The sequence below is a fragment of the Rhodopirellula baltica SH 1 genome, from assembly GCF_000196115.1.
In the GTDB taxonomy this organism is placed as follows: Bacteria; Planctomycetota; Planctomycetia; order Pirellulales; family Pirellulaceae; genus Rhodopirellula; species Rhodopirellula baltica.
Window position 1 is genome coordinate 5,533,623 of sequence record NC_005027.1, and the last position, 18,413, is coordinate 5,552,035.

General features: G+C 56.2%; 15 protein-coding genes. 8 read left to right on the forward strand and 7 right to left on the reverse strand.

Annotated features, from left to right (window positions below):
* The first annotated feature begins 40 nt into the window (after nucleotides 1-40).
* Nucleotides 41-1,477: a DUF1559 domain-containing protein gene (locus RB_RS21135; RefSeq protein ID WP_231845849.1), complete on the forward strand. Its 1,437-nt coding sequence runs from the start codon at nucleotides 41-43 to the stop codon at nucleotides 1,475-1,477.
* 26 nt (nucleotides 1,478-1,503) lie between these two features.
* Here RB_RS21135 and RB_RS21140 read toward each other — a convergent pair whose 3' ends face one another.
* Nucleotides 1,504-2,496, reverse strand: a complete 993-nt coding sequence (locus RB_RS21140; protein WP_007334279.1) for a DnaJ C-terminal domain-containing protein — start codon at nucleotides 2,494-2,496, stop codon at nucleotides 1,504-1,506.
* A gap of 103 nt (nucleotides 2,497-2,599) precedes the next feature.
* On the opposite strand from RB_RS21140, the gene RB_RS21145 reads away from it, so the two are divergent.
* The 3 genes from RB_RS21145 (at nucleotide 2,600) to RB_RS21155 (ending at nucleotide 6,219) form a co-directional block, all read left to right on the forward strand.
* Nucleotides 2,600-4,252 (forward strand): hypothetical protein, encoded by a 1,653-nt coding sequence (locus RB_RS21145; protein WP_231845850.1) that lies wholly within the window; start codon nucleotides 2,600-2,602, stop codon nucleotides 4,250-4,252.
* A 127-nt stretch (nucleotides 4,253-4,379) separates the two neighbouring features.
* Nucleotides 4,380-5,315, forward strand: a complete 936-nt coding sequence (locus RB_RS21150; RefSeq protein ID WP_164922316.1) for an alpha/beta fold hydrolase — start codon at nucleotides 4,380-4,382, stop codon at nucleotides 5,313-5,315.
* Nucleotides 5,305-6,219, forward strand: a complete 915-nt coding sequence (locus RB_RS21155) for a triphosphoribosyl-dephospho-CoA synthase (RefSeq protein WP_164922317.1) — start codon at nucleotides 5,305-5,307, stop codon at nucleotides 6,217-6,219. Before RB_RS21150 ends, RB_RS21155 begins: the two co-directional genes overlap by 11 nt.
* A gap of 9 nt (nucleotides 6,220-6,228) precedes the next feature.
* Here the strand turns inward: RB_RS21155 and RB_RS21160 are convergent, their stop codons facing one another.
* Nucleotides 6,229-7,710 carry a PDZ domain-containing protein gene (locus RB_RS21160; protein ID WP_011122687.1) on the reverse strand — a complete coding sequence of 494 codons (1,482 nt, stop codon included), beginning with the start codon at nucleotides 7,708-7,710 and terminating at the stop codon, nucleotides 6,229-6,231.
* A 98-nt stretch (nucleotides 7,711-7,808) separates the two neighbouring features.
* Between RB_RS21160 and RB_RS21165 the strand changes: the two genes are divergently transcribed.
* The 4 genes from RB_RS21165 to surE all read left to right on the forward strand — a co-directional run bounded on the left by RB_RS21165 (nucleotide 7,809) and on the right by surE (nucleotide 11,831).
* Nucleotides 7,809-8,924, forward strand: coding sequence for a GNAT family N-acetyltransferase (locus RB_RS21165; protein WP_164922318.1), 1,116 nt, complete (start codon nucleotides 7,809-7,811; stop codon nucleotides 8,922-8,924).
* 109 nt (nucleotides 8,925-9,033) lie between these two features.
* Nucleotides 9,034-10,047, forward strand: coding sequence for a mechanosensitive ion channel family protein (locus tag RB_RS21170; protein WP_011122689.1), 1,014 nt, complete (start codon nucleotides 9,034-9,036; stop codon nucleotides 10,045-10,047).
* A gap of 167 nt (nucleotides 10,048-10,214) precedes the next feature.
* The gene (locus tag RB_RS21175; protein ID WP_007326285.1) at nucleotides 10,215-10,937 is read left to right on the forward strand and encodes a hypothetical protein; all 723 of its coding nucleotides are present in this window, start codon (nucleotides 10,215-10,217) and stop codon (nucleotides 10,935-10,937) included.
* A 48-nt stretch (nucleotides 10,938-10,985) separates the two neighbouring features.
* Nucleotides 10,986-11,831, forward strand: coding sequence for a 5'/3'-nucleotidase SurE (gene surE / locus RB_RS21180; protein ID WP_164922982.1), 846 nt, complete (start codon nucleotides 10,986-10,988; stop codon nucleotides 11,829-11,831).
* Nucleotides 11,832-12,096: 265 nt separating this feature from the next.
* On the opposite strand, the gene RB_RS21185 is transcribed toward surE, so the two are convergent.
* The 5 genes from RB_RS21185 to RB_RS21205 all read right to left on the reverse strand — a co-directional run bounded on the left by RB_RS21185 (nucleotide 12,097) and on the right by RB_RS21205 (nucleotide 18,284).
* Nucleotides 12,097-12,342: a carbon storage regulator gene (locus RB_RS21185; RefSeq protein WP_011122692.1), complete on the reverse strand. Its 246-nt coding sequence runs from the start codon at nucleotides 12,340-12,342 to the stop codon at nucleotides 12,097-12,099.
* 405 nt (nucleotides 12,343-12,747) lie between these two features.
* Complete coding sequence (gene mtnA, locus RB_RS21190) at nucleotides 12,748-13,818, reverse strand: S-methyl-5-thioribose-1-phosphate isomerase (protein WP_011122694.1); 1,071 nt, start codon at nucleotides 13,816-13,818, stop codon at nucleotides 12,748-12,750.
* Nucleotides 13,819-13,848: 30 nt separating this feature from the next.
* On the reverse strand, nucleotides 13,849-15,411 hold the full coding sequence (locus tag RB_RS21195) for a Gfo/Idh/MocA family protein (protein WP_007337250.1): 1,563 nt from the start codon (nucleotides 15,409-15,411) through the stop codon (nucleotides 13,849-13,851).
* Between the two features lie 298 nt (nucleotides 15,412-15,709).
* A complete protein-coding gene (locus RB_RS21200) occupies nucleotides 15,710-16,594 on the reverse strand; it encodes a phosphatidylinositol-specific phospholipase C/glycerophosphodiester phosphodiesterase family protein (protein ID WP_011122695.1) in 885 nt (294 codons plus the stop codon).
* A 139-nt stretch (nucleotides 16,595-16,733) separates the two neighbouring features.
* Entirely contained in the window at nucleotides 16,734-18,284 is a 1,551-nt protein-coding gene (locus tag RB_RS21205) for a phytoene desaturase (RefSeq protein WP_007334293.1), read from the reverse strand.
* Between the last annotated feature and the right edge of the window lie 129 nt (nucleotides 18,285-18,413).

The following is an 18,413-nucleotide window of genomic DNA, read 5'->3' on the forward strand; positions in this document are numbered from 1 at the left end:
CCCGTGCGGATGCAACCGCCTTTTCCTTTGGAGTTCTCCGATGAAGTCAAAGCTCACTCTCACAGATCTGATCCTCGTCAGCGTGGTGGCGTCAGTTGGATTCAGTTTGTTGTTGCCGGTGGTCTTGCGTCAGCGTGCTGCTAATCGAAACATTCAGTGTTCGAACAACCTCGCAATGTTGGGCTTGGCGATGCACAACTATCACGCTGCTTACAACCAATTGCCGCCGGGGTTGGGTGGAACCGTTGGTGGAGAAGATGACACTTGCAACCAAGGACGGCTCAGCCCGTTGGTCACGCTCTCGCCGTTTTTGGAACAGCAGGCATTGTGGGAAAAAATCGCGAATCCCTATGTGTCGCCGAAGACCGGGAAGCGATTTCCGCCAATGGGTCCAGCGCCCTGGTTTGATTCAACGGAATACACACCATGGGCATCGGCTTTCGCAACCTTGCGTTGTCCCGACGACATGCAAACCAAACCGGAAGTGCCGGAACAAGAAACAATCGTGGTGACGACCTTGGCGATGCCCGAGCTGCCGCCTGGGGCAATCGATCCAGCAACGTTCTGCAACTACGTGTTTAGTTATGGTGACGGAACGTATTTGATGGGTGAGAAGATTGACCAGAAAAATGCCGAATCGATGCGGCGCGTGCAGGCGGGTATGCGAGGTGCGTTCAGCGGGAATCAGCGAAAGAGGTTTCGTGACTTCTTGGACGGGTTGTCCAACACAATTGGAATGTCCGAAACGATCACGCCGGATGAGAATGACGCGAAGGAGTCCCACATTGCTCAAGGGATCAAAGGGTTGAGCTTGAATCCATCGTTGTGCCTGAAGACACGCGACGGTGACCATGCCGATTGGTGGGAGGTTCGCCGGGGATCTCGTTGGGCAGACGGAGCTTTGGCGATCAGTGGTTTCCAAACCGTCTTGCCACCCAACTCGCCGACCTGTTTATCGGATTTGGGAATGGAGGACCCGATTGCATCGGCATCCAGTCGGCACGCCGATGGGGTGCATGCTTTGATGATGGACGGCCGAACCGTGTTTGTTCGGGACAGCATCGACACGGGAGATCTTTCTCAGCCGGGTGTGTCGATTGGCAGCGAATATACCCGGCCGGGATCACGCAGTCCGTATGGAGTCTGGGGCGCGATGGGAAGTCGAGCAGCCAGGGAAGTACTGGCCAGTCCAATCACCAACAATGCTTCCATCGAAGAAGTGGTCAGAGAGCAACGCAATCCAGATCAGGCTGCCGCAGCCGAGGAACGCTGGACGACATGGACAGATCACGATGGCGAACATCGTTTGAAAGCGAAGCTCAATCGGATCATCGAGCGCGAAACGGTGGAGCTGGAAGACAGCAAAGGCATCCTGCACCGGGTGCCTTTGAACACTTTGTCCGACCGACACATCATCATGGCGGTGATGATGTATGAGAGGGAGTTAGAATCGAAAGCGGCGTCCAAGTCGGAGTGATTGGAAGCCGTGATGGTGGAAGCCGATCAGAACTTCAGCGATTCACGCGGCTGCATGGGATTGGCAGCGTCGAACTGTTCGATCAGTTTCTTGGATTCGTCGTCGATCGATTCAGGCAATTGGATTTGTAGTTCGACCATCAAGTCGCCGTCCGTTCCCTTTGGGTTGCGAACGCCCTGTCCTTTCAGACGCAAACGTTTGCCGCTGGAACTGCCGGCGGGAATCGAAAGCGTGATCGTTCCCGCGGGAGTTGGCACGTCGACCTTGGCACCCAACACAGCTTCCGCGACGGTGATCGGAAGTTTGAGTTCCAAGTGGTTGCCGTTGCGTTTGTAGAACGGGTGGTCGTCGACTTGAATGATCAGGATCAAGTCACCCGCACCACCGGGGCCGGGATGTCCCTGTTCACGCAATCGAATTTTGCTGCCGGAGCTGACCCCGGGTGGAATCGCGACCGACAGTTTTTCTTGTTTGCCACCTCGAGCGAGATAGAACTCGACTTTGTCACCCAGCACCGCGGTGCGGAACGTGACAGACAATTCGTGCCGAATGTTTTGACCACGTTGCGGAGGCGCCGATCGCTGGCCACCACCGAATGGTGAACCGCCACCGCCTCGTGCTCCGCCACCGAGGATTTGTTCAAAGAAGTCGTTGAACCCGTTCTCAAATCCAGGTTGGCCTCCTCCCCCGCCACCGCGACCGGCCGCGCCGAAGATTTGTTCCAGATCCAAGCCGTCAAAGGATGGACCCGCTGCTCCGCCACCACCACCGGCTCCGGGATTCCAACCCCCGCGAATTTTTTCGAAGTCGGATCCGTAGCGATCGTATGCCGCTCGCTTTTGTTCGTCGTTGAGGACTTCGTACGCTTCCTGAACGCGTTTGAATTTTTCTTGCGCGTCCGGGTTATCGGGGTTCATGTCCGGATGGTACTTCCGGGCTAACTTGCGATAGGCTTTGGTCAGTTCGGCCTTGTCGGCGTCGCGAGAAACTCCCAGCGTTTGATACAGATCTTCGGCCACAGCGTGTCAATGATTTTGAAGGCGATTGTGTCATTTTGACAGGAACAGTCTTTTGTGGATTCACCATAGCAAACACCGAACCACAGACCGATGGGGGAATGCCGTGAAGTCGATTTGTCCCCTTTTTGCCCTGGTTTTGTGCGGTTTCTGCCCACCTGTGCCGCTTTGGGCCGACGGCGACCTGACGCTGCGAGTGGTTGACGAGTCGACGGGAGAACCGACGATCGCGCGCATGGAGCTGACCCGACAGCTGCCCACAACGGTGCGGCGAACGTCGCGGCCGAAGTCAGTTTCGGTGGCTCCGCGTCATTCGCTGTCGTCGGGGCCCGGATTTGTGCTGGATGAATTCGCGGAACTGTCGCTGCAAGATGGCGCGTACGAGTTCAAGCTGACGCGAGGTCCCGAGTCGCGAGTTCTTCGAGGCACTTTTGAAGTTCAACGTGGCGGTGAAGACGAGCATCAACTCGCACTTCCGCGAATGGTCCAGATGCGACCGGAAGGCTGGACGAGCGGCGATTGCTTGGTGCCTCGTTCGGCGGAAAGTTTGCCGATGCGAATGACGGCAGAGGATCTGCATTTGGCAAACGTCCTCCGTGATTTGGAAATTGCCGGACGCGGAATAGAGAAACCGATCCCACGTCGCAACGCTAAGAACCTGTTCGGTGACAACGAGCCTGTGCAAACGCCTGATGGTTGGCCGACGGAACCATTGTGGATTGAGACTAACGTCGACTGCATCGGCGGTTTGGCGTTTTATCGGAACCAGATCGATCCCGACTGGAATCCAGTTCCAACGGAAAAGTTTGCTTCGCAGGAGCTTGCTTCACTCGGTTGGTTGGCAAGTTTGCCGGCCGATTCTTCCACGCGTGTTGCGATAGAAAATCCGTTCGCTTGGTTGTTGCCGATTTGGTTGGCCAGCGAAAAGATTGACGGCGTCTTTGTGCTCGGCGATTGGTTGCGACTGAACGAATCCGTCAATCGCGTTTCCGACGGACGCATGCTGCAACCCGCCAACCGAACCGATGCGACTCAGCTTGGACGTGACGCCGAGCAGATCCATTGGCATTTGTTGGACGCTGGTTTCCGACTGGCGCCGATGGCGGGCTCAGGTGATGAACCGGGTAACTCGCCGGTGGGATACAACCGTTTGTATGTTGCTGCTCGATCGCAGACTTCGTCGTTTGATTCGAGGGAAGAATCGGTCGCCGTCGGGACGATGGAAGATTGGTGGAACGCGGCTTGGGACGGTTGCAGTTTCGCGACAAACGGTCCCTTGATGCGGACTAATTTGGAGGGACGTTTGCCCGGCCATGTATTCGAGATTCGTCGGGCTGACGTCAGCGGCGACGAATCGGTCGAGCTGACCGCCGAAGTTGTCCTGAACGTTCGCGACCCGGTCGAGTACCTCGAAGTCATTCACAACGGTCGGTTGCACTATGGAGCGAAGTTGGACGAATTCGCGAAAGCGGGCGGTCGAATCCCTCCTCTGAAAATCAAAGAATCGGGCTGGGCGACGGTTCGAGTGGTGACATTGCACGAGGACCACTACCGGGCCGTGATTTCGTCGCCTTGGTATTTTCAGGTTGGTGGGCAACCGAGAATCTCCGCACGCAGCGTCGCTTTTTTCCAGAAGTGGTTGGGCGAAACCGAGCAGCGATTGGCCAAGCTTCCACCTGACCAATTGAAGGCATTTGTGCCCTACGTTCGGGCGGCTCGCAAATTTTGGGCGGAGCGAGCCGAGAAAGCTGGTTCGTGAAGAATCCGGCTGGAAGATGCAGTCTGCTAGAGATTTGAAGCAGGCGAGAGAATTGAAAGCGGGTGGCAATTGAGATTTGAGTTGCCGCCTCTCGTCAAATCGCCGCGGATCGTCGAAACTAGCCGCCATGACGAATCTTGCTAGCGATCTGTTTCCCCACCCGTCGTCGGAATTGTCCATCGACGGTCACACGCTGCGCTACATCGATACGGCGGCCAGCTCTGACATCCCGAGTTCCGCGGTCGGATCCTCCGATGGCGAGCCAACGTTTCTTTGTGTGCATGGCAATCCGACGTGGAGCTTTTACTACCGGCGAATCATCGAGCGGTATGGCAAGCAGCAACGAGTGATCGCGGTCGATCACATCGGTTGTGGTCGCAGCGACAAACCATCGGAAGACGAATTCCCGTACACGATGGCCGCGCATCGAGACAACCTGATTCGGTTGGTCGACGAGTTGGATCTGAAGAACGTGATCCTGATCGCTCACGATTGGGGTGGTGCGATTGGTTTGTCAGCCATGCATGCTCGCCGAGACCGCTTGGCTGGGATTGGGTTGCTGAACACGGCTGCGTTCCCACCGCCGTACATGCCTCAGCGAATTGCCGCGTGCCGGATGCCGGTGTTGGGAACTCCCGCAGTTCGCGGATTGAACTTGTTCGCACGGGCCGCGGTCACCATGGCCATGTCGCGTACGAAGATGAAACCCGATGTCGCAGCGGGATTGCTGGCTCCCTATGACAATTGGAAGAACCGAGTCGCAATCGATCGGTTCGTTCGCGACATTCCTTTGAATGATTCGCATCCCACGATGAAGACTCTTCGGCAGCTGGAGTCCGATCTGCCGGACCTGGCATCGCTACCCATCTCTTTGATTTGGGGAATGAAGGATTGGTGTTTTCGACCGGAATGTCTGCGACGTTTCCAATCCGTTTGGCCCGACGCGGAAGTCACGGAACTGGCGACGACCGGTCACTATGTGATCGAAGACTCGCCCGAAGAAACCTTGGCCGCGATTGATTCATTGCTCGCCCGCGTCAAGGAACGCATCGGTGCGGCGTGATCCGTGGCAATGGATCGCGAATACAATTGGCGGTCCAGCCGATGCGATTCAGTACGCTTGCGTGTTGGAAGCGACCGCACCGAAAGCGGGCAACGTTCATCCGGTCGCAAAGTTTGACGATCTCTGCTTTGCCGATTTCGTTTCTGCCGCCGAAATTGCCGCCATCGAACTGACCGTGGCCTCATCGGGTTTGGGCGATCGAGTGCATTCATTGATCGATCAGACAAGACGCAGGACAAACACGAACGTCAATCTAGGAATCGCGTTGCTGTTTGGACCGATCGTGTTGGCGGAAGAACAGCAGCGGCCGACGAGTGATTCATGGACGTTGAATCATTGGCACGACGCAACTTCAAACGTTCTGCTGAACATCACGAAAGAACAAAGTCATCGGTTGGGACAAGCGATCGCGAAAGCGTCGGCCGGTGGCATGGATGGAGATTATCAACCGGAAGACCCATCGCTCGACGTTCAATCGTTGACCGATTCGTTCGACGTGATGGCCGCGATGCGAGAGGCAAAGAATCGCGATTTGATTGCGGTTGAATACGCAAACGGCTTTGAGAGTTTCTTTGCTGATGTTGTGCCGACCGTAGAAACATCCGTTCGCGAAACGGGCGATCTGTTATCCGGTATTTCGCTGGCTCATTTGCGATTGTTGGCCGACCGCGGTGACTCTTTGATCGCGCGGAAGAATGGCCGACAAACCGAACGAGAGATTCGCAAACGAGCCGAGCGATGCGTGGACGATTTCCAACGCAGCGGGAATTCCGGTATCGGCGAACTTGAATCGATCAAAGAGTTCGACGCGTATCTGCGGAGCGAAGCTCACCGTTTGAATCCTGGAACGACGGCGGACTTCATTGCCGCCGCCGTCTATGTTTGCTTGCGAATGCGCAGTTGAATTCCGGCGTCATTCCTTCGCTTGCAGTTGTTGCTTCAAGCGTTGGATTTCGCGTTGCAATTCTTCTACCGTCGGTGGCTTGGGCTCGGCGGGCGGAAGACTTTCGACACTTGGAGCGAAGGAATCGTTGGGCAACGCCAACGGATCGGACTCGACCGATGGTTCCGCAGTCGGCTTGGGCGAAGGCAGGGATTCGGCGGGAGCGGGCAAAGTGAATGTCGCCTTGGGCTCGGCGTTCGGCGGAGGAAGCTCTTCGCTAGCGGGTGCCTGCGATGTCGAAGTGTTGCCGCCGAGCATCTTGCCAAACATGGATCCCATGCCGCCGAGGAATCCACTCGATGGTGCTTCGCCCGAGTCGGTGGTTTCTCCGTTGGTTTCCGCGGTCGTGGTGGCTGAATTGGCAATGGCGGAACGTGTGGGTTCGCCGCCCGGCCCGCCCATTTCAATTTGCTTTTGAAGCATTGCGTCGCCGCGAATCAAACCAAACTCGATTTCGTCGCCGGGTCGAAGAACGGAGATCTCACGAAGTAAGTCGTCCGTTCCACGGATGAGACGACCAGAGGCCGAAACAATCCGATCTCCTTCGGCGAGACCCGAGACTTTGCCCGCGGTGCCATCAGGAACCGACACGATCATGACGCCACGTTGGGGTGCCGCATCGCGAACTTCGATGCCAAGTGAACCACGCGAACGAGCGAGGGTGGGGCCCGCGTTGTTAGTTGGCGGCGGCAGACGGTTGGTCGCTGGTGCTGGGAGTCGGGGTGCAGGAAACTCGTTGTCCTGCGGACGATTCATGTTTGATTCGGAGTCGTCCAAAACACTTCGGCCGGCATCGGGAAGTGTGATGGGTGGCTTGGCGGCGATGCGTTCATTGGCGATTGCCGGAACATTTCCGCGGTACAAGCGACCGCCTCGAAACAACTGCATCGCGACGGAAGGTTCTTCTCCAGGTGTCGACCGGATGTCATCGAGTGCGGCGACGGCTTCGTCAAGCGAGCGTGTTCGCGAGTTGCCGATCGATACGATCAAGTCTCCCGGGCGAACACCAGCTTCATCGGCACGTGAGTCGGACGAAAAGCCATCGACACGGAGGCCTTGGTATCCGCCGACAACCGCCGGCGAGACTCGCATGCCGAACTCGATGCTATCCGACGCGATCTCACCGCTACGTCCCGTCACGGTGGGTTGCCCGTTCGATGCGGTTGGGTTGCGTTGCGTCGTTGGGGCACGTCGATCGGTCGACGGATTCGTTCTTGGGAACGGCGTGGCCAACGTCCGGTTTCGTCCCGAATTGGCGCGGTTGGTGGCAGCAGGATTCTGGTACGGTGGTTGTTGAAGCGGAGACGGCGGCGGGGTTTGAATGCGGTTTCGCAAACGTTCCAGCAGCCGTTGAGCCGACGCATCCGATGCGTCGATCGCATGAATGCACGAAAACATCGACAGGCAAACGGCCCAACGAATCCAGTTCGAGCGTCGACGTGATCGAAGCATTTTTATCTCAATTTTAGGACTGAAGGTTCCTTCGGCAGTTTGCCTCCCGACGGGTGGGAGGGAACGCAGAAGGACGCGGTCAATCGATCATAGAGAGAATGATGGGGAACGCCAACCAATTCGGGTTTGACGAGCCTGCCAACGGCACCCAAGCGGCCAATTCTGGCGATGCATCCGACCGAATACCGCTTTTTCGGCCATTTTCTCTGACAGAGCTTCCCACGCTGCTGCCGCCAGCACTCGCCCAAATCCCGCCATCTCGAGCGGTGATGGTGGCGGACCAAATTCGATCGGCGATTTCACGCCAAGTCACCGACGACTTGATTTTGTTGATCAGCGAGAGCTCCGATGCGATCGGGATCGTTCTGGGAACACCCAACAGCGATATGGCGACTGTGCTGCACGCAGGCCCGATCGTTGTCGCGGCGGACCAATATGCTCGCCCGCTCGACCGAGAATCTCAGAATTCACGATTGGCCGATGGGCTTGGCCGGACACTTGGTCAGATTTGCCGGCAGCGGGGAATCAGATTCTTGCAGTGGGCGACCGCTTGGCCGCCGGAAGAATCCGCTTCTGATGCGGATGATCCATCGTTTGCAGAAGGCGACTCCACTCGGTCCATCGATTTGCCGAGTGCCTGGCCGAAGTGGATGGGGTTCTCCAAAGTCGGCGATTTGGAGTATCTCGCTCTCGACTTGACCAAATCGTCTTCCTTCGACTCGTTGGATGCCCCGACCCAGTTGCACGTTCGTGCCGTCGATGTCGATGACGAAGAGCAAATGAACGCAATTCGTGCGTTGGTTGAGCTGACGTATCAGGGGTCGATGGATTGTCCCTCGCTGGAACAATTTCGGACGGCGGCGCAGATCATGGATGGCTATCAAGGCGTACCCACCTACGCTCCCGATCTGTGGTTCACGTTGTCCGAGCGACCGGGCGACGAACCCATTGGATGCTTGTTGATGGCGCGGCACGGCGGCGATTCGGCATCGGTTTTGGAAGTCGTCTACATGGGCGTGGTTCCTGAGGCTCGTGGTCGTGGATTTTCGCGTGACATCCTTTCGTTGGCGCTTGAGTGCTGTCGTGAGGAGTCCGCTTCACGAATGATTCTTGCCGTGGATCGAACCAATCGTCCGGCACGCGATGCATACCTGCGTTTGCCGATGCAAACTGTTCTGCGTGAGTCGGTTTGGGCGAGGAATACAACCAGCTGAGAACAGGAAACAAGTGTGCATCGATCTTGAATCCCCTCGCTGGAATGAGGTATCGACGTTCTGCAGAACGTGTCTTCTATTTCCGCTCCGTGCGCTGTCGTGATTCGCTATGACCGAAACCAGTATCTCACCATCCACCATTGCTTCTGAGATGAACTTGGGAGCCGCCGATCCTTCCACTCCAAGTTTTGCGGATGCAACGTCGGACTTGGTCAGTCAAATGACCGAAGGCAACTTCGATGGTTTGACGGACTACGCCACCACACACCTCGCACCCGCACTTCTATCAGCGGGTTTGGGTTTGTTTGTCATCTTCATCGGATACTTGGTGGCCAAGTATCTGATGCGAGTCATCAGTCGGCCGGTTTGTCGACGCGTGGATGAAACGCTGGGCAAGTTCGTCGGCAAGATGGTTTTCTACTCGATCATGTTCGCCGTCGTCGGCGGTGTGCTGACGAAGTTGGGTGCACCTCTGGGCGGATTGGCCGCGATGTTGGCCGCGGCAGGCTTTGCCGTCGGTTTGGCGTTCCAAGGAACGCTCAGCAATTTCGCGTCCGGTGTTTTGATGTTGGTGTTTCGGCCGTTCAAAGTCGGTGATGTTGTCAACGCGGCTGGCGTGACGGGCAAGGTCGACGAAATCGATTTGTTCACGACGACGTTGGACACCCCTGACAACCGACGCATCATCGTTCCCAACAGCGCAATCGCGGGTGGAACAATTGAAAACATCAGTCACCATCAACATCGCCGTGTCGAAGTGCCCGTCGGTGTGGACTACTCTGCCGATCTGCAAACCACTCGAACTGCACTTCAAAACGCGGTCGATCAGTTGTCTGCCAATGTGATCCAAGGCGAAAATCGAGGCAGCGCCGTCGTGCTGGCTGGTTTGGGTGACAGTGCCGTGAATTGGAAGGTCCGCATGTGGGTTGCCAGCTCAGATTTTTGGCCGATGACCGAGGCTTTGACCGGCGAAATCAAAACGCAACTGGATGCGGCCGAAATCGGTATCCCATTCCCTCAAATGGATGTGCACGTGCATCAATTTGCAGACGCGGCTGCAATTGCTGAAAAAGCTGGACGCACGCGGCCGACCCGACGGGGCGCCGATCGCATGGTTGGGTGAGTTAGATGCACCCTTCCGCGGAACGGTGAACAATTGGCGAATCCGTGACTGGGATCGCTGTCGGCTAGCCCGGCGGTGACGCTGTGAAGTATGCTGAGGCCACCGAGTCAAATCTGTGGCCTTTTTTCGTTAGATGCCGTTTCATCACACCATCAATCGGTACGACCATGTGGCACACCAGCCAAGGCGATCGCACGCTCGAAGGTGCCGAAGCGGAATTGATGCAGCGATTGATTGAGTCGTTGCTCGAAGATCTGCTGATGCAGTTCGATGAAGAATGGCAGCCCGATGCCGATTGGTCCTGCGAGACCGGGATCGAACTGTTTGATAACCTGCACAGCGAACAACAGATCGCATTGTTGCATGACGTCGCGCAGCACTTGTTGGAGCCCACGCCCGAAGGCATGCCGCTCAGTGCGATTGCCGAAGCCACGGTGGCAGCCCTGTTTTCGGAGTTGCACCATCACGTGGAGATGGAAATGGATTTGTCGTTGGACGTCGAAAACGTCTACTGGCGGCAATTGATCCGGGACGCGGCAATTGATTGTTTAGTCCGCGATGACTTGCTGGGGATGGAACGTAAGACGGGCGAAGTCATTCATGTCGACGAGGTGATGCCAACGGAATTCCGGATCCCAGATCTGCATTCGCTAGACACAGCGGCGTGGGATGAATTGATCGAGTCACTGGCAGATCAAATTCTTTGGGACCGCGACTTTGAGATGGCGTCTTTGTTCTTAGACGAAGACCCACGCCAATCAGCGACACGCCGAGAAGTGATGGGAATCGACGCGAATTATTTTGTTCAGATCCCGCCTGATCCCCGTCCCAGCGAAATGCCTTCGTTGGTGTCGGCGACGCAAGCGTTGATCCGGCGCAAACCTCGCTGAAACAGACTTCATCGAACTTCACCTTTGGCCAACGGTTCAGATCCGCTGATGCAACGCACCGCGATTTTATTGACCAATGATGATGGGATTGATGCACCCGGCTTGGTTGCAATGCATCAAGCGATCTCGCAATGGATTCAGATATCCGGCAACCAAGATCGCTATGACATCACGGTGGTTGCACCCGATCGAGGACGTAGCGAGTGTGGACACAGCGTGACGACCACCCGCGACTTGGCCGTCACCGAAGTGCAATCAGGATGGTTCGCGGTCGACGGAACTCCAGTCGATTGTGTTCGTTCTGCGATGACCGTGCTGTGCCCCAACGCTTCGCTGGTGTTCTCTGGCATCAATGCGGGCGCCAATTTGGGCGTTGACCTGCTGGTCAGCGGAACATTCGCTGCCGCCCGCGAAGCGGCGTTGCATGGCGTCCCGAGCATGGCGGTCTCGCACTATCGACGTCCGGATGTGCCCAAGACATGGGATCACACAGGGCGGTGGCTCAAGCCGGTTTTGGATTCATTTTTTCGCGAGGTGATGTCGACCGGCAATTTTGATGTCAGAGTGACAGCAAATGATTCCGAGCATCGACCGGGACAATTGTGGAACGTCAATTTGCCAGCAATTGATCCGGACACGGATTTACCACCGATGTTTGATTGCGAGGTGGAACGAAAACCAATGCAGAGAGCAGGAACGCTGAAAGACCAAACGGAGGTTTTCGCGAGGTCTCAATCTGCGACCGGTTCGGAACCGATGCCGAGACGAGTCGAACGTCAACCGATTCAAATCCAATCGGATTTCCATGGACGGCCGAGGACGTCGGGGACGGACGTTGAGCGATGTTTTTCAGGCAATCTGACGATCAGTCGGATCAGCCCCTATCCTGCCTAGGATACGAGCCCGCCTAAGACGCGAGTCGTTTTTCGCGAACAAGAAATCTCATACGGCGGATGATTTTCCACCAACCGCATGTTCACACTGGTCCCTGATTGCACACCTGATGTGTCGCACCGGGGCAACGTGGAGGCTTTGCACAGCCTCAGCACGTGAAGCGTCAGCTTCAATGATCCGACCGAATCGGTCTCAATCGACGTGGGGCAAGATCCACAGCGTGAGACAGGAGGGAAGGACGGGACTCAGTGTGAGAGAGCGGCAATCAACGTTCGGCTTGGCCAGCGACGGCGATGTCGTGCTCAAGCATGGCCGAGTTTGGAGCACCCGCTAGGTCTTTGCTGACGCGATCAACGCTGTCACGTTGATCCAATTCGCCACGCACGATCGAAACTTCACGAGGAGCTTCGATGCCGATTGCGACACGATTGCCAGCGATTCGGTTGACCGTGATCACGATGTTGTCACCGATGACCAACTTTTCGCCTTCTTTTCGACTGAGTACCAACATTTCTGAATCCTTTCCCTGCGGGATGCTTTTGCGTTTTGAAAATCGTTTCAAGCGTTGGTTGTTCGAGTTCAACGTCTCAGACTGAAGAGGGTTGTTCTCGTTTCACTTTGCAACACGGGGGCGATGCCCTCGTGAGGAAACTTTAAGGAGCAAGATCTGCGCCATAAGGTTCACCTAAACTTCCAAATCCTCTTAAATCATTCGCGAATGCTCAAAAAACACATTCTAAGCGGAATTTGACTACATTCGCAAATCGATTTGAGTTCAGACTTGGTTTGGATCGATGACAGTCCGTTCCAACCAGTTCGCGTCCAGCTCATTTCAAAACGAGAGGCCGTCTCACCCTGAGACAACTGTTTCTCTCGTCCACACAAGTAGTATCAGCTAGGGGCGTGACACGTTTGGTCACAGACCAAGATGAGCCCGGACTTTTGCTGTGTCAGGCTCAGAAATCACGCCTTTTTCGGTGATCAACGCTGTTACCAATTCCGCTGGCGTCACATCGAACGCGGGATTCACGACCGCGACCCCCTCGGGAGTCTGGCGAGGTGAATCGGTTCCGCAGGGATACGAAACTTCGTCCGCACTGCGTTGCTCGATTGGGATCAAATCGCCCGATTCCAATTCCGAATCAAAGGTGTTCGTCGGTGCCGCGACGTAGAACGGGATGTTGTGGTATTTGGCCAGAACAGCCAGCGGGTAAGTTCCAATCTTGTTGGCGACGTCTCCGTTGGCCGCGATTCGATCGGCGCCCACGATGACGGCGTCGACCCGCCCCTGCCGCATCAGACTGCCGGACATTGAGTCCGTGCAGACAGTGACCGGAATTCCGGCTTGGTGAAGTTCCCAGGCCGTCAGACGAGCTCCCTGGAGCAGCGGTCGTGTTTCGTCGGCGAACACTTCCAGCGAGTGGCCGGATTCGTGCAGGTGGTACATTGGTGCGAGGGCTGTTCCCCACATCGAAGTTGCCAGTGATCCTGCGTTGCAGTGTGTCATGACGCTTTTGCAATCAGCCAATAGCGTCGCGCCATGGCAGCCGATGGAACGACACATCTGCCGATCGTCATCGTGAATCCGAATGGCTTCGGTCACCAAGCGTTCGCGAAGTTCAGCGACTGGCCCGGAGAAGTCATCCACGATCGCTCGCATGCGATCCAGCGCCCAGAACAAATTGACCGCCGTCGGTCGGCTGGTCGCCAGATAGTCGATTGTTTGCCGATACCGAGCCTGCGCTTCAGGCAGGCTCGAGTTTGACTCAGCATCGACCGGAGTCAGGGTGACTCCGTACGCGGCGGCGATGCCAATGGCGGGCGCACCACGAACGACCAATCGTTGGATCGCATCGTGCGTTTGGTCGATGGTTGTGCAAACCAAACGCGTCAGCGTTCCAGGCAACTTGGTTTGATCCAGCAGGTCCAGTTCTGCCGGCCGCCCATTGTGGGCGGCGTGATATCGAATCGTTTCGGCTTCGTTCACATCAGGGACCGTTGCGAGAGGTTCGTCGAATCAAACGTCAGTCGCACTGGGAACGACAAACCCGTCGCGGTACTCGCGAGTTTCCATCGCTTTGGCTTCGTCGTTGTCGACAAAGCTTTCCGCCTCGGGATCAAACTTCAGCACGGGGCCGAGCGACAACTGCTCTTTTTCAGGATCAACGTTGTTGTCCCGAAGGTGTTGAAGCGTTCGATCGAGCGTGGCTTGATCGTCATCCAGAGACGAAATGTTCGCGAGTGACTCGGAGATCGTTTTGGGATCGACCCGGTTTTCTTGACCAACGTAGTACGAAATGTTGCCCAGGTGAGCGACCGCGGCAGACAGGTGACCGCAGCGCGCATCGGCATGGAGCTTTGAGGCGTCGCGAGACTGTACCGCATCGAGGAAGTTCGCAAAGTGGGCGTCGCCGACGTTGGATGTTGTCTTGAATTCACGCACCAATTTGCGTTCTTTGTCGAACACGGCACAACGGCTGTAACTGGGGCCCTGCACGAGATAGCCGTCTTCACCGTAGAAGATGACGCCGATCTTGTTTCCCTTGCTATAGCCAAACAACTCGTTGATCTCTTGGTCGGCCGATTCGTCAACGCTGAGACCACGAGTTTCAAACACGATGGTTTTATCGCCGTAATCGTAGATCGAAACTTGCGTGTTGGCGGTGTCGCCAGCATCAACGTAGTCGGGGTCTTTGCGTTCCGCTTTGTAACCCAAACGACCGGCATAGCTCAGCACCGCGTTGGGGTGACGATCCAGACCCAGTCCCCAACGTGCGACGTCGGTTTGGTGAGGACCCTGGTTGCCGGAGTCGCCATTGCCGTAGTGACGTTGCCAGTGCCAATCGTAATGGAAACGCTGACGGGTCAGTTTGGGATCGGTGTAGGTGGCCGGTCCGCTCCACTGATTGAAGTCAACGCCGGCGGGAATTTCATAGTCGCCCAATGGGCCGATCGACTTGCGCCGTTTGTAACACAGGCCACGGGCAAGCTTGACTTCGCCGATTCCACCATCAGCGAGGAACTGCATGCCTTCGCGAATGCCGGAACTGCTACGGCACTGAGTACCGGTTTGGAACATGCGGCCGTACTTGGCTGCTGCTGCGACGAGGGCACGGCCTTCGTGAATGTTGTGGCTGATCGGTTTTTCGATGTAGACGTCTTTGCCCGCCTGCATCGCTTCGACACCCATCAGTGCGTGCCAGTGATTGGGCGTAGCACTGGTCAGGATCTGCACATCGTCCATGTCCAAAGCTTCGCGAAAGTCTTTGACGACTTTGGGGCGAAGTCCCTGCAAGTCGGCGACTTTGTCGGCGCGGCTGTTACCGACTTTTTCATCAATGTCGACCAACACTCTGATTTCGGTGCGAGGATCTTTGTCGAACCCTCGAATGTGCTCTCCACCGCGGCTGTTGACGCCACAAATTGCCACGCCAAGTTTTTCGTTGGGCGAGGTGGCTTGGGCGGAAGCGGATCGGCTGGTGTGAACACCAATAGCCGCCCCGACCGCGATTCCGGTAGCGGTGAACTGACGGCGACTGATTCGCGAGCCACGGGTGGAGGAGGCTGGGGCAGATTTCATGGCGGGCCTATGGAAAGGAGAGGAAGGTGGGACAACGGGGAAGCATGCACATTATGCACGCTTCGTGCGGCGTATTCATCCACCTTGTGCCGTCAAAGTTCCAAGACTCGCAATTTTACGCTCCGGTTAAGGAATCTCGTCGATCAGGCCGATTCGGAGGCGACGCCCAGATTTCCTCAAGCGGACGAGCCGCGAAGGTGGAAGGGCTGAGATCTGAAATTTTCAGGGAAAGGCCGAGCCGATCGGTTCATTTCGCAAGCCATTCGCGGCAACACGCTCGCCGCTCAGTCCCAAACAGTCAATTCGATTGCGTTTGCAGGAATTGATTGAGCCCCTCAAGATCGTCGGTGTTGATCAGATCCACTCCGGCATCATTCAGAACTTTCCAGGCTGCTTGGTGATCGGGCGTTGCCCAGAATCGAACTCGGCGGTTTTGTCGATGAGCTCGTTCCAGAATCCCGCTCAGCTTTTCGCGATCGGCCTCGGGCAAGTCGCCTTTGCCCCGCCATTGAAAATTGCGGCCCCAGTGATCGCTGATCAAGGGCATCAGCTCGGCTGAGTAATCCTTGTTCAAATCGTCCAGCCGACCATCCACGCCAACGAAACGCGGCAAGTCCGACTGGACTGATTCGATGGGACGGTTGCCACTGATGATGGCGGTGACGCCGCGACGGTGAATGCCATCGGAATCGACATGCGTGAACACATCGTCGTATTTCGATAGCAATTGATTGAGTGCCCGATATGTCGACTCTCCATCAGACTTCAAGTCAATCAGCAATGTGATGGGTTGGCCATCGCCTTCAACACTTTGGAAAGAGCCCGGGGAATCATTCGCGTGGGTTTGCATGCGCCGACGCAGCGGGTCGAGGTACAACGCTTTCAATGTTCGATCGGCGGAAAGTTCTGCAGTGGAGTGAGCAACCCAAAGATCACCTTCGACCAAAAAAATGTCTGCTTCGACACTGCGAAATCCATTGTCGAGTGCGTCCAGCAGCGGACGATCATGCAGATAGTCGTTGTGAGCGTGAGCCTTTGGATGCGATGGACGAACCGTTGAGTTCGATGCGGACGTCTGGGCCGAGCATACTGTGGCGGTAAGGCTGACGAAGCAGGCTGCGATGCAGAATGGAACAGCAGCGAAGACGCTTGTTCGGCGTCGCAATGGCGATGGGATGTTCACGTGAGGCTCGTGTTGAATGCATGAATCTGGGGTGCAATTTCAGAGCCATGATTCTATCTGCTTTGCGAGGCAGCGTTGGCATCACCATTTTTTGTGAAGGCCTGGCAAAACCAACGGAGCCGATTCACAAGCTGGAAACCTACGCCACTGCAGTGGGCTCGGGACGAGGCGGTACGCCGCGGGCAGAGTCGTCGATGAAGCCAGTGTCCATCCCCAAGTCCTGCAGCAACAATCTCGAACTGATGCGGCTGGACTCGTAGATCACAGGCAGTCCACTGCCCGGGTGAGTTCCGCCACCGACCAGATACACGCCATCGAGTTCTTCGAATCGATTGCGTGGTCGCTTGTGAAGCATTTGGCCTAAGTTGTGTGCCAAGTTGAACGTCGCACCCTTGTAGATCGAGTAGTCGCTTTGCCAATCGTCAGGAGTGATTTGGTGTTCCACACGAATTCGATCACGCACATCGGTCAGACCGAGTTCACCAAGTTTATCGAGAGTCAATTCGCGAAAACCGGCGGCTTCTTTTGACCAATCAACGTTTTCGGTGTCATGTGTGACGGGGACCAGCACATAAAGCGAACTGTGCCCGGCGGGAGCCAGTGTCGGATCGGTCACGCCAGCATTCTGGACATACACCGACGGATCTTGGCTGAGGATGTGATCGGTTTCAATTTCGCGAAGGTTGCGGTTGTAGTCGCTGCTGATGTGAATGCTGTGATGTGGCAGGTCTTCGTATAATCCTTCGATCCCCAAGTACAACATGTAAGTGCTGCAGGAGAACTTCTTTTTGGCGATCTGTTCGTCCGACCAACGTTTGCGAGAAGCGTTGGGGACCGTCTTTGTCATCCAGTCAGCGAAGTCAGCATTGACGACGAATGCATCCGCGTCGTAACGATCGGCTTGGGTATGCAACGCACGAACTCGTCGGCCTTCCATTTCGATGGAATCGACTGGTTCGTTGAGCCGGATCTTCACACCCATCTCTTCGGCGATCTCAGCCATTTTTTCGCTCACGCGACTGCAACCACCGATGGGATGGAAGACGCCATACTCGTATTCGAGAAACGAGAGGATGCTGAACAGACTCGGGCAATTGAACGGCGACATGCCGAGGTACTTGGACTGGAACGCAAACGCGATCACAAGCCTTGGGTCGCTGAAGTAGCGTTCAAGTTCCTTGCCCAACGTTCGAAACGGATGCAGGTGCTTGGCCGCGCCCAGCAACGACGGCTTCATCACATCCAATGCGGAGTGAAAGGGCGACTCCAGAATGGGACGAAACTTTTCCAGCTTGATCCGGTTGTCGTCCATGTACCGCTTTAATTGCCCAACATCTTGCGGTGAAAACTGAGCGATCTGGCGATCCATCTCGTCCATGTCGGGCGTGCAATCCAGTTGACCGCCGCCACCGAATGTCAGCCGATACTGAGGGTCCAAACGTTCCATTGGGACCTCTTCCATCAGGTCGCGACCGGTCGAGTGAAAGATCTCGTCGAGCACGCGTGGATAGAGGAAAAAGGTGGGACCGCAGTCAAAGCGGAAGCCATCGATTTCGATCGCGGATGTTCGTCCGCCGACCTGGCCGCGGCGTTCCAGGATGGTCACATCACAACCGCCCGCGGCGAGCTGCATCGCCGACGCCAGTCCACCCGGTCCGGCCCCAACGACAACGACTTTCTTTTGGGACATGACAACCTTACTGACCAAACGAAGAACACAAACCGATAGCGTGTTCCGCGAAGTGGACTTCAAACGCTCGGTGAGAGAAACGGACTCAAGACGGCCGGGAGATTAGGGCTAGGTCTCTAGCACTTGCTT

Bases quoted from the DNA above. Each gene is read 5' to 3' on its own strand.
- RB_RS21135 (WP_231845849.1), top strand. From the start codon at position 41: ATGAAGTCAAAGCTCACTCTCACAGATCTGATCCTCGTCAGCGTGGTG.
- RB_RS21150 (WP_164922316.1), top strand. From the start codon at position 4,380: ATGACGAATCTTGCTAGCGATCTGTTTCCCCACCCGTCGTCGGAATTG.
- RB_RS21160 (WP_011122687.1), bottom strand. From the start codon at position 7,710: ATGCTTCGATCACGTCGACGCTCGAACTGGATTCGTTGGGCCGTTTGC.
- RB_RS21165 (WP_164922318.1), top strand. From the start codon at position 7,809: ATGATGGGGAACGCCAACCAATTCGGGTTTGACGAGCCTGCCAACGGC.
- RB_RS21170 (WP_011122689.1), top strand. From the start codon at position 9,034: ATGACCGAAACCAGTATCTCACCATCCACCATTGCTTCTGAGATGAAC.
- RB_RS21175 (WP_007326285.1), top strand. From the start codon at position 10,215: ATGTGGCACACCAGCCAAGGCGATCGCACGCTCGAAGGTGCCGAAGCG.
- surE (WP_164922982.1), top strand. From the start codon at position 10,986: ATGCAACGCACCGCGATTTTATTGACCAATGATGATGGGATTGATGCA.
- RB_RS21185 (WP_011122692.1), bottom strand. From the start codon at position 12,342: ATGTTGGTACTCAGTCGAAAAGAAGGCGAAAAGTTGGTCATCGGTGAC.
- RB_RS21195 (WP_007337250.1), bottom strand. From the start codon at position 15,411: ATGAAATCTGCCCCAGCCTCCTCCACCCGTGGCTCGCGAATCAGTCGC.
- RB_RS21205 (WP_007334293.1), bottom strand. From the start codon at position 18,284: ATGTCCCAAAAGAAAGTCGTTGTCGTTGGGGCCGGACCGGGTGGACTG.